This window comes from candidate division KSB1 bacterium, from assembly GCA_016214895.1.
Taxonomy (GTDB): Bacteria; Electryoneota; RPQS01; order RPQS01; family RPQS01; genus JACRMR01.
The window spans coordinates 86,692-95,741 of the sequence record JACRMR010000007.1 but is presented as its reverse complement, the minus strand read 5'-3'; the positions used below and the strand labels follow the sequence as shown (position 1 = coordinate 95,741).

Annotated in this window: 9 protein-coding genes; 7 read left to right on the top strand and 2 right to left on the bottom strand. The window is 52.8% G+C overall.

Features of this window, described 5'->3' with window-relative positions:
* The first annotated feature begins 185 nt into the window (after nt 1-185).
* The 7 genes from HZB60_04650 to HZB60_04620 are packed head-to-tail and all read left to right on the top strand — an operon-like array spanning nt 186 to nt 8,097.
* A complete protein-coding gene (locus tag HZB60_04650) occupies nt 186-1,382 on the top strand; it encodes a T9SS type A sorting domain-containing protein (GenBank protein ID MBI5059056.1) in 1,197 nt (398 codons plus the stop codon).
* Nucleotides 1,383-1,423: 41 nt separating this feature from the next.
* Entirely contained in the window at nt 1,424-1,843 is a 420-nt protein-coding gene (locus HZB60_04645) for a hypothetical protein (GenBank protein ID MBI5059055.1), read from the top strand.
* 25 nt (nt 1,844-1,868) lie between these two features.
* Complete coding sequence (locus tag HZB60_04640; protein MBI5059054.1) at nt 1,869-3,383, top strand: FG-GAP repeat protein; 1,515 nt, start codon at nt 1,869-1,871, stop codon at nt 3,381-3,383.
* Nucleotides 3,384-3,422: 39 nt separating this feature from the next.
* Nucleotides 3,423-3,749, top strand: coding sequence for a hypothetical protein (locus tag HZB60_04635; GenBank protein ID MBI5059053.1), 327 nt, complete (start codon nt 3,423-3,425; stop codon nt 3,747-3,749).
* 46 nt (nt 3,750-3,795) lie between these two features.
* Complete coding sequence (locus HZB60_04630; protein ID MBI5059052.1) at nt 3,796-5,352, top strand: FG-GAP repeat protein; 1,557 nt, start codon at nt 3,796-3,798, stop codon at nt 5,350-5,352.
* A 40-nt stretch (nt 5,353-5,392) separates the two neighbouring features.
* Entirely contained in the window at nt 5,393-6,280 is an 888-nt protein-coding gene (locus HZB60_04625) for a hypothetical protein (protein ID MBI5059051.1), read from the top strand.
* Entirely contained in the window at nt 6,205-8,097 is a 1,893-nt protein-coding gene (locus tag HZB60_04620) for a hypothetical protein (protein ID MBI5059050.1), read from the top strand. The genes HZB60_04625 and HZB60_04620 overlap by 76 nt, the downstream gene beginning before the upstream one ends.
* A gap of 59 nt (nt 8,098-8,156) precedes the next feature.
* Here HZB60_04620 and HZB60_04615 read toward each other — a convergent pair whose 3' ends face one another.
* Together HZB60_04615 and HZB60_04610 are read right to left on the bottom strand one after the other, a co-directional pair.
* Complete coding sequence (locus HZB60_04615; protein MBI5059049.1) at nt 8,157-8,444, bottom strand: hypothetical protein; 288 nt, start codon at nt 8,442-8,444, stop codon at nt 8,157-8,159.
* A 165-nt stretch (nt 8,445-8,609) separates the two neighbouring features.
* On the bottom strand, nt 8,610-9,047 hold the full coding sequence (locus HZB60_04610) for a hypothetical protein (GenBank protein MBI5059048.1): 438 nt from the start codon (nt 9,045-9,047) through the stop codon (nt 8,610-8,612).
* Between the last annotated feature and the right edge of the window lie 3 nt (nt 9,048-9,050).

Here is a 9,050-nt window from a genome sequence, read left to right as displayed (position 1 = left end):
TCGATCAAGTCTACAATCAGGAACGGCTGCACTCCCGCTTAGGCTATGTGCCGCCGGTCGAGTTCGAAACCCAATATTATCAACCCGCCCTCACCCCATAACCAGCTGGGAGATCGTGTCCAAAATACGGGGTGCAGTACACAGCTGTTAACAGCCCGTCGTGGTCGGTGTTGTCTGTAGGAGATGTGAACGGAGATGGCTATCAAGACTGGTTGCTCTGGGCATGGCCATTAAGTCATCCTGCCAACTATTTTTTTCCAATTTACTTCGGAGGCCCACAGGCAGACACTCTTGCCGACGCTTACGTGCCGATAACCTCACATTCAGCGGTCTATGCAATGGGTGATTTTAGCGGAGACGGATTCAGCGATCTCTATACCTACGATGAGGACTTGGATATTGGGAGGATGTATTTCGGGGGTGGCTCAATGGATACTTTGCCGGATTGGACTGTCCGGCAGCCGCCTCCGGGGATTAACCAAACGATCCCCTATGCTATGGGCGATTTTGACGGCGATGGAGCCTCGGATTTTCTGTGCTTCAATCCGAATAGTGGAAACACAGTGGTCTTTCTTGGCGGAGCGGCCACTGACACACTGCCCGCCTATTTCTGGACGATTCCAAATCGTGCTCCTATAGGTGGGGTACGAAGTCTGAATGGCGACAACACCAGCGAGTTTTTGTTCAAAGGGACAGATGTTGTGGATGTGTTCTTTGGGCGTGATTCTCTTCTACCTGTCTCGGATAGCCAGCTAGACTTTTCATGTACGTACGCAGATCAAGCCGTTGGTGCCGGAGATTTCAACCACGACGGCTTCAGTGATCTTATCCTGTTTTCCCGTAACTGTTCGGATAATATGTTCGGCTCGCTGACACTTCACTTGGGGCACCCGTGGATCTATCCTGGGTCGACGTTCACTATTGATGGCACGTGGCCCGATGGTTTGATTGGAATTTACACGGCAGCAGGATTAGGCGACGTGAATGGTGACAGCATTGACGACATTGCTATTGGAGCGTGGGACGACTTCGCTTATCTCGGATGGCGGGGACGCTGCATCATCATTGCCGGTAATGACTCGTTAATAGCGGGCGCAGATGACGCAAGGCCAGAGCTTCCGATCTCGCTAAGCCTTGAAGCGTATCCGAATCCTTTCAATTCGGTTACGACCATCAGGCTTCGATCCCCCGTCTCTCACGGACTTACGACGCTCATCGTATACGATGTGCTGGGGCGAGAAGTCAAGCGGGAAGTTTTGCCGCCCTTCACGAGTTCCTACACTTACCACCTAAACGCGGATGACCTGCCGAGTGGCGTCTATCTGGCTCACATTCAATCCGGACAAATGCAAGCCACGCAGAAGTTAATGCTTCTCAAATAGTACTTCTTCTTCAAAAGAACTTTTCGCGGAAAGGAACTGTCATGCGAAAGGCAAGGTTTTTTCTCGCGGCGGCACTTATTTTCCTTGCAACTTGGTTTACAGCCACCAGCACTTTTGGATTCGACGTTGCGATTTACAGCGATCCTGTTTCATGGCTGAATACCCGGTATCTGTGGGGCATCCGCTTTCACGGCTACACGGGCGATTATGATGATTTCATGGCCGATACCGGATACACGGACAACGGTGAAGAGTGGATGGAGAACGTCTATGGCTGGTATCGGGATATGGGCGTCACCAAGGTCATGGTGTATTATCCCTATCCGGATAACTTCAATGATAATGCCATGGCGCAAGACTGTACTCACATCGGCGTCATGAACTGGTTTTATCCCGGTTTGCGCACGATGCACGGTGCCAAGTATGTGGATGCACAGTTTCGAGATGTGCAGATGTCTTAGCATTGATCCTGAATTGAGACCAACTATGAAAACGTTCTTGTTTCTCGCCCTTGCCTTACCATTGGTGGTCCGAGCGCAGCCGTATGCGCCGCATGTCATCTGGGACAGAACGGGCGAAACAGATAGCTCCTCATACGGCACCCAAATCCTGCCGCTCGGTGACCAGAATAATGACGGCTATGCGGACTGGGCAGTAGGGGCGTGGGGAAATTTTGCTTATGCAGGAACGCAGCGCGGATATGTGGAATTCTTTCACGGAGCAGAATCCCTTTCCGTGCAACCGTTCCACGTTTTCAGAGCGGATAGCGAACGTTTTTATGACCCCTCCGCCTTTGTGGTCGGTGATATGAATGGAGATGGATATAGGGATTGGCTTTATGAACTATCGCGAAGAGATAGTCTTATTCAGGAGAAGTGGCTTTTTCTCGGCGGATCGACGGTTAGTGATACACCGAATGTCAAATGGAGATTTGACGGAGCGATTGCGGCGATCCCTATCGGTAACCTCAACGGGGATGATTTCGACGATCTGCTTTTCTTCCGAGAAAGCACCAACACTGCATGGGTTTGCTTTGGAGGACATTTAGTTGACACCACGGCTGATTGGATACTCAATCAACCACCGCCGGGAATTAACCAGTCTATCCCATATGCGAATGGCGATTTTAATGGTGATGGGTACTCTGACCTGTTGTTCTTTCATCCCGGAAACGGAAATGTTGCCATCCTGTTAGGCGGCAGCGTCCCGGACACAATACCCGACTATTTGTGGACAGCTCCGAATCGTGCGCCGATTGGCGGTGTTCGAAGTCTGAACGGCGATCCGTTTGACGAATTTCTCTTTGAAGGCGAAAACGTCGTGGACGTGCATTTCGGCGACTCCATTCTACAGTCTGTTCCGAGCACCACTATTCAGTTCTCTTGTACTTATACTCTGCACGCCGCGAGCGCGGGCGATTTCAACCATGACGCTTACAACGATCTCTTGATGTGGGATGACCAATGCGACGGCAACATGTTCGGCGCGCTGACGCTACATTTGGGTCATCCGTGGGTGAATCCGGAGCCGGTGTTCACAATAGAAGGTTCGTGGCCGGACGGCTTGATTAACATTTACACGGCGGTTAGTTTAGGCGATGTCAATGGGGACGGGATAGATGACATTGCCATAGGCGCATGGGACGACTTCGCTTACGTTGGTTGGCGGGGGAGAAGCGTCATCATCGCCGGAGACGATTCGCTGATCGCTTCGGCAGATGATCCTCGCCCGGAGATTCCACAGAAATTGGAAGTCAATGTCTATCCGAATCCATTCAACTCTGAGGCGAGAATCAAAATGAGATGTCCGCCCTCAGCACGCGTGACAACCCTCTCGGTTTTCAATGTACTCGGACAGGTGGTTCGCAAGGAAGTCCTTCCACCATTCAGCGGCGAATATATCTATCAATTCCATGCTAACGACTTGCCGAGTGGCGTCTATTTGGCTCATGTTCAGTCTGGTGACTTACAAGTGACAGAAAAACTGATGCTTCTCAAATAACTCTCTTTTCAACAACCTTTCGCAGAAAGGAACGGTCTCATGACACGGACAGGTATTCTTTTTGTGGCCGCACTTGTGCTCCTGGTTACGGCCAGCATTGCCTTCAGTTTTGACATCGCCATTTACAGCGATCCGTTATCATACCTGAACATGCGGTATTTCTGGGGTATCTATTACAACGGGTACAGCGGTTCCTACGATGATTTCATGAGCGACACCGGCTACACGGCGAATGGCGAAGACTGGATGGGGAATGTCTATGGCTGGTATCGGGATATGGGCGTAACCAAAGTTAAGGTGAATTACATTTACCCGGCTAACTTCAATGACATCCCGCAGGACTGCACGCACATTCCTTGCCACTGACATCGTGCGCGAGATCTGTCTTTTTTTGTGTAAAGGATTCGATGGAATGAAACGTGCAGAAATCGGCTTCCTCGTACTGATTCTCGCGTTTGCTGTGAGCGAATGCATCGCCCAGCCGTACCAGCCCCACGTCATTTGGGACCGGAGCGGACAAACGGACAGCTCTGCCTATGGGTACAAGATTTTGCCCTTGGGCGACCAGAATGATGACGGGTTTGCGGATTGGGCAGTATATGCGCAGGGAAATGGAGGAGGGTGGAACGGCACAAGAGCCTCTTATTTGGAGTTTTTCTTTGGCGGAGAATCGCTTTCAACGATGCCAGCGTTTATCCTCCGTGAGGATTCTACCGTCTACAGCCAGTTGTGGTATGCCGACATCGTTGGTGATCTGAACGGCGACGGATACATGGACTGGAAGGTTAACTTCTGGCTGGCGAGTCATCCCCCCATGAGTACCGAGGGCATCTTCTTCGGGGGCAATGGGTTCTCTGTTGAACCGGGTATGGAGTGGACAATTTCTTTCGGAGTCGGACTCTACCCACTGGCCAATTTTTACGGTCAGGGTTCCGGGGACTTCAACGGGGACGGCTTCGACGACCTGTTCGAATATGACTTCAATAGTGATGTGGCAAGAATATACTTTGGTGGTACTGTTATGGACACAGTAGCGGACTGGACGCTGTTCCAGCCGCCGTCAGGAATCTTGCAGACAATTCCTTACTCGGTCGGCGATTTCAACGGGGATGGGGCCTCTGATTTCCTTTGTTTCAATCCAAATCCGCCGTTCAATGCCGCTATCTTCTTAGGCGGAAGCAGTCCGGACACAGTTCCAGCCTATTTTTTTTCAAACGTGAGCCAGCCTCTAGGCGGGGTCAAGAGCCTAAATGGCGATGCTTACGATGAGTTTTTGTTCTCGGCCGTGAATGGAGCCGAGGTTCACTTCGGAAGAGATAGCTTACGACCAGACCCAGACACTTACTTGAGTTCCGGCGCGGCGGGATATGCTGTTAGCGCGGGAGATTTCAATCACGATGGCTATCAAGACTTAGTATTATTCGCACCTGACTGTTTTCCAAACATGTTTGGATGCATGACATTGCATCTCGGTCATCCGTGGATTTTCCCCAATCCAACCTTCGAAATTCAGGGCTCATGGCCGAATGGTCTAATTGGAATTTACGCTGCTGCTGGATTGGGAGATGTGAACGGAGACGGCATTGATGATATTGCCGTCGGAGCATGGGACGACTTTGCTTACTTGGGTTGGAGAGGACGTTGCGTCATCATCGCAGGGGACGACTCTTTGATCGCTGATGCAGACGATGCACGACCCGAACTCCCGAATGAGTTGAGTGTCGAGGCATATCCGAATCCTTTTAACTCTGAAGCGACCGTCCGATTACAATTGCCCTTCTCAGGGTGGCTTGCGACATTGACAATTTTCAACGTGCTTGGGAAGGAAGTTCGACGAGAGACGTTGCCGCCATTCACAAGGACGTATGCCTATCATCTCCGAGCGAATGATTTACCGAGCGGAGTCTATTTTGTTCATGTTGAGGTGGAAGAGTTGCAAGCCACACAAAAGTTAATGCTTCTCAAATAGTACTCTTACAACGAACATTTTCGCAGAAAGGAATGGTCTCATGACACGGACAGGTTTTCTTTTTGTGGCCGCACTTGTGCTTCTGCTTACGGCCAGCATTGCCTTCAGTTTTGACATTGCGATTTACAGCGATCCGTTATCATACCTGAACATGCGGTATTTCTGGGGCATCTATTACAACGGGTACGTCGGTTCCTACGATGACTTCATGGCCGACACCGGATACACCGCCAACGGTGACGAGTGGATGAGGAATGTCTATGACGGGTACCGGGACATGGGGGTGACCAAAGTGATGGTTTATTATCCCTATCCTGATAACTTCATTGACAACGACGTAGCGCAAGACTGTACGCACATCGGTGTCATGAACTGGTTCTATCCGGGCCTCGGAAGAATGCACGGAGCCAAATATGTAGATGCACAATACCGAGATGTGCAGGTAGGAAATGTCTGGCCGAGCCAGAACGGCTACTGGTCATTTGACTACAGTATCGGCGACAATACTGACCGAGTAAACTCACCCGGGCTGCCAAACCGTCCTTCAAGACCTGTCGTTGCCATAACTGGTCCAGCGGGTACAATGTGGAGGCCTCAATCCGATCTGGGCAAATTCTCGGGGTGGGACGGCTTGCAAACCGGCTTTATGGACAGCAGTTGGTTTATGCCCATGCACTTCAAAGTCACGTGGGCTGTGGATTCCGATGAACCGATAGACACGACCTCGGCGTTGGCTAATTTCTATTGGATGGTACACACACCCAGCAGTTCAATGTACGGCTATGACAATGTGGCGTGGTGGCGCTTTCCGGCCCGGCCAATCATTTTGCCGACACAGGCTCAATCCAACAATTGGATTACAACGGAATTCGTGGATTCCGCCAACGCGGTTATTATGACCTGCTGGATGACAACTTCAACGTTCTGACGACTGTTCCGTGGTACGAGGTGCGCTTCGGCCCGGCGGATTACCCCAACTCGCTGGATGACATCTACCTCGGCGGAGTCGCTTACGGTGCAAGAACTGATGTAAGAATGGCGGTGCATTACGAGGGCCAGCACACGTTTTACCTCAACCGCGTTGAAGCCTATGACGAAGGCGCGTACCGGATGTTTGCCTCGCCCATTGCCAATCAGTGGGCAGATTCGATCTATGCCGCTTTTAAGACCGAGTACACCAACTCTTACGGGAGGTCATGCGGCTGGTACTACGACGAATGGGACGTCACCGGCCAAAACAATGGGATGCCGATCCTGAAATCCATCACAAAAGTCAATAGCATCCTTCAGTCCGGCGGCCTGCCGACCTTCTTCATCAATGGCTACAGCAGCGGGAATGCATGGGGCCGCACAGCGTTCCGAACAGAACTGAATGACAGCGTGCAGATGTCCGCGCACATGTCGGAGTTCTATCTGTTCGGCGGAGGCGGGCATCCGGATTCGGCGGTGTGTGAGCCGTGCCCGGGTCGCGCGGGCGGTTCGGTGACGGAGTTTCTGTGGACAAGCGACTCCACGGACCGCCCCTATCTGCAGCTCGTGCCGGGTGACTGCGGCTCCGGTCATTACCGGGGAATTAAGTCCCTGCAATGCACTCTGGACGAGTTCATGTTTGGTGCTGAGCCGTTGGAGAGCTATCCGGGTTACGAGAGCTATCTTACCGATGAGGGCGAGAAGTTCATGTTTGCTCTACCTGAACAAGTCAAATTCGCGCACGATAGTCTAAACTCTCCTAAGTGGGCTTTGGTGGCGGGTGGATCGGACGGCTTGGGACAGGGGAACCAGTGCTATGCTCCGATTCGCACTCCGACTCCGAATGAAGTGAAGTTGACCGCTTGGCTGGCGCTCGCTTCCGACGTGGACGGACTGATGTGGTACAACTGGGATTTCGGCGGGTTTGTGGAGTGGTCAAATGGCACGTTTGACACCACCGCGAATTATGCGGCTGGGGCCAAGGCATGTCGGGGGATTCTGCACATTGCACCTGTCCTTCAGTCTCTGGATTATGTCAAGACTTATGCGTCGCGCGCCTTCCGCCATGAGTATCCCTATTCGAGTCTGCAAGCGACATGGTTAGACACGCTGGCGACGAACTGCACATGGTACTATGATCAGAACTATCGCGCGGTAGAAGAAATCCTTACATGGAAGGAAAGCGGGGGTTCGTGGGTACAGGAGCCGGATTCGGAAAGCTATGTCCAAGTGTCCCGCTTCAAAAATCGCTTGGTTGACTTGAACGATCCGGATGTAGAGGATTTCTGGTTCCTGATCGTGAACCGTCGGGCACGAGAAGGCGAGCGGCGCAAGGTTCGATTGCTGATGCAGATTGACACGACATATCTGAGCAATCCGTACTACGTGGATTATATGCTTGAGGATTCAACGCGAAGTGCGGAGCCGTGTGCGGGCGATATTCCGACGTGTGCCAATCGCTATGTTGATGTGATCTTGGAACCGGGAGAGGGAGAACTGGTGCATTTCTACCGAGGAGAATTGGGGTGTGATGTCACGGAGATTGAGATTTCGAATCTCACCGCGTATCATTGCGGCCCGAATCAGGTTCGTCTGCGCTGGGAGTCCATCGGTGCGGACATGTACTTCATCTGCGGTTCGCCGCGTGCCCAAGGCCCGTGGACGGCCTTTGCATTCACGCAGGACACAACCTATGTGGATACCATGTTCTCGGCTTTGCCGCGCTATTTCTACACCGTGCAAGGGTGCTGGAACAGCGATGATGACAATCCATAGGCCTCGGCGGACTATTGAGAAGCGTAATTGGGCTTGGGCTGAGTGCCTGAGCCCTTTTCTTATGCGACAGCTTCGATCAGCGACTCCGGCACAATAATCCACGAGCACCCGCAATTGATCGTCTCGCCCGGCGAGCCGGAAGGATCACGCGGATACATGAGCTTGATCATGCCGTCGTAGAGCTTGAACGGCTCAGTCACCGGAGCCTGCTGGCCATCAATCCGCTGATGCTCTTCCCGCCGACCCGGACGAAATGGCCCTGAGACCCATTGCTTGAGGAGCTTCTTCGGATTCTCAACCAGTGACGCAAGCGACTGCACCTGCGTATCGAGCGCAATCGAGTACACGCGAGAAACCCCGTCCGCACGATCCGCTCGGCCTGATCGCTTACCCCCCACGCACGCCACATCTATTTGCCCCCCTTTGGTCCCCGCAGGATGTGGGGGGGAGAACCGAAAACAATAACGGCAGCCCCTCCGGCTGCCGTTGCTTTGTCCACCTAATAATCTGCGCTACTTCGGATTCTGCTGACCGCTGACGGTCTGGGCCTCCGGAAAACCAAGCCCCTTGGTGTTCAGCTTGTCGAGCGAATCCTGTTTCGAGTCGAGCTTCTTGTCAGCCTTCTCGGCAACCGGCAAGGACGTCTCGACCGGCGGAGTCTTAATCGTATGCGTCTCCACGTCCGGTTGGGATACCGTTTGCGGAACGGCCCGAGTCTGCTGGGCTACCGGCGGCGAGCTCACGGTCGGCTGGGCACTAACGCCCGCGACCTGCAACGTCCCGCCGGGATTCAGCTGGAAATCAAAAGCGAAGATCGCCACCGCCAACGCGGTCACCACGCCCGCTCCTGCTCCCATCCAGCCCAACGACCAGCCCCAGGAACGAGCCGGTCGCCTGAGCGCCGATTCGCCGGACTCTAATCTCTTCTGTAATCTAAACTCAAAACCCACCGG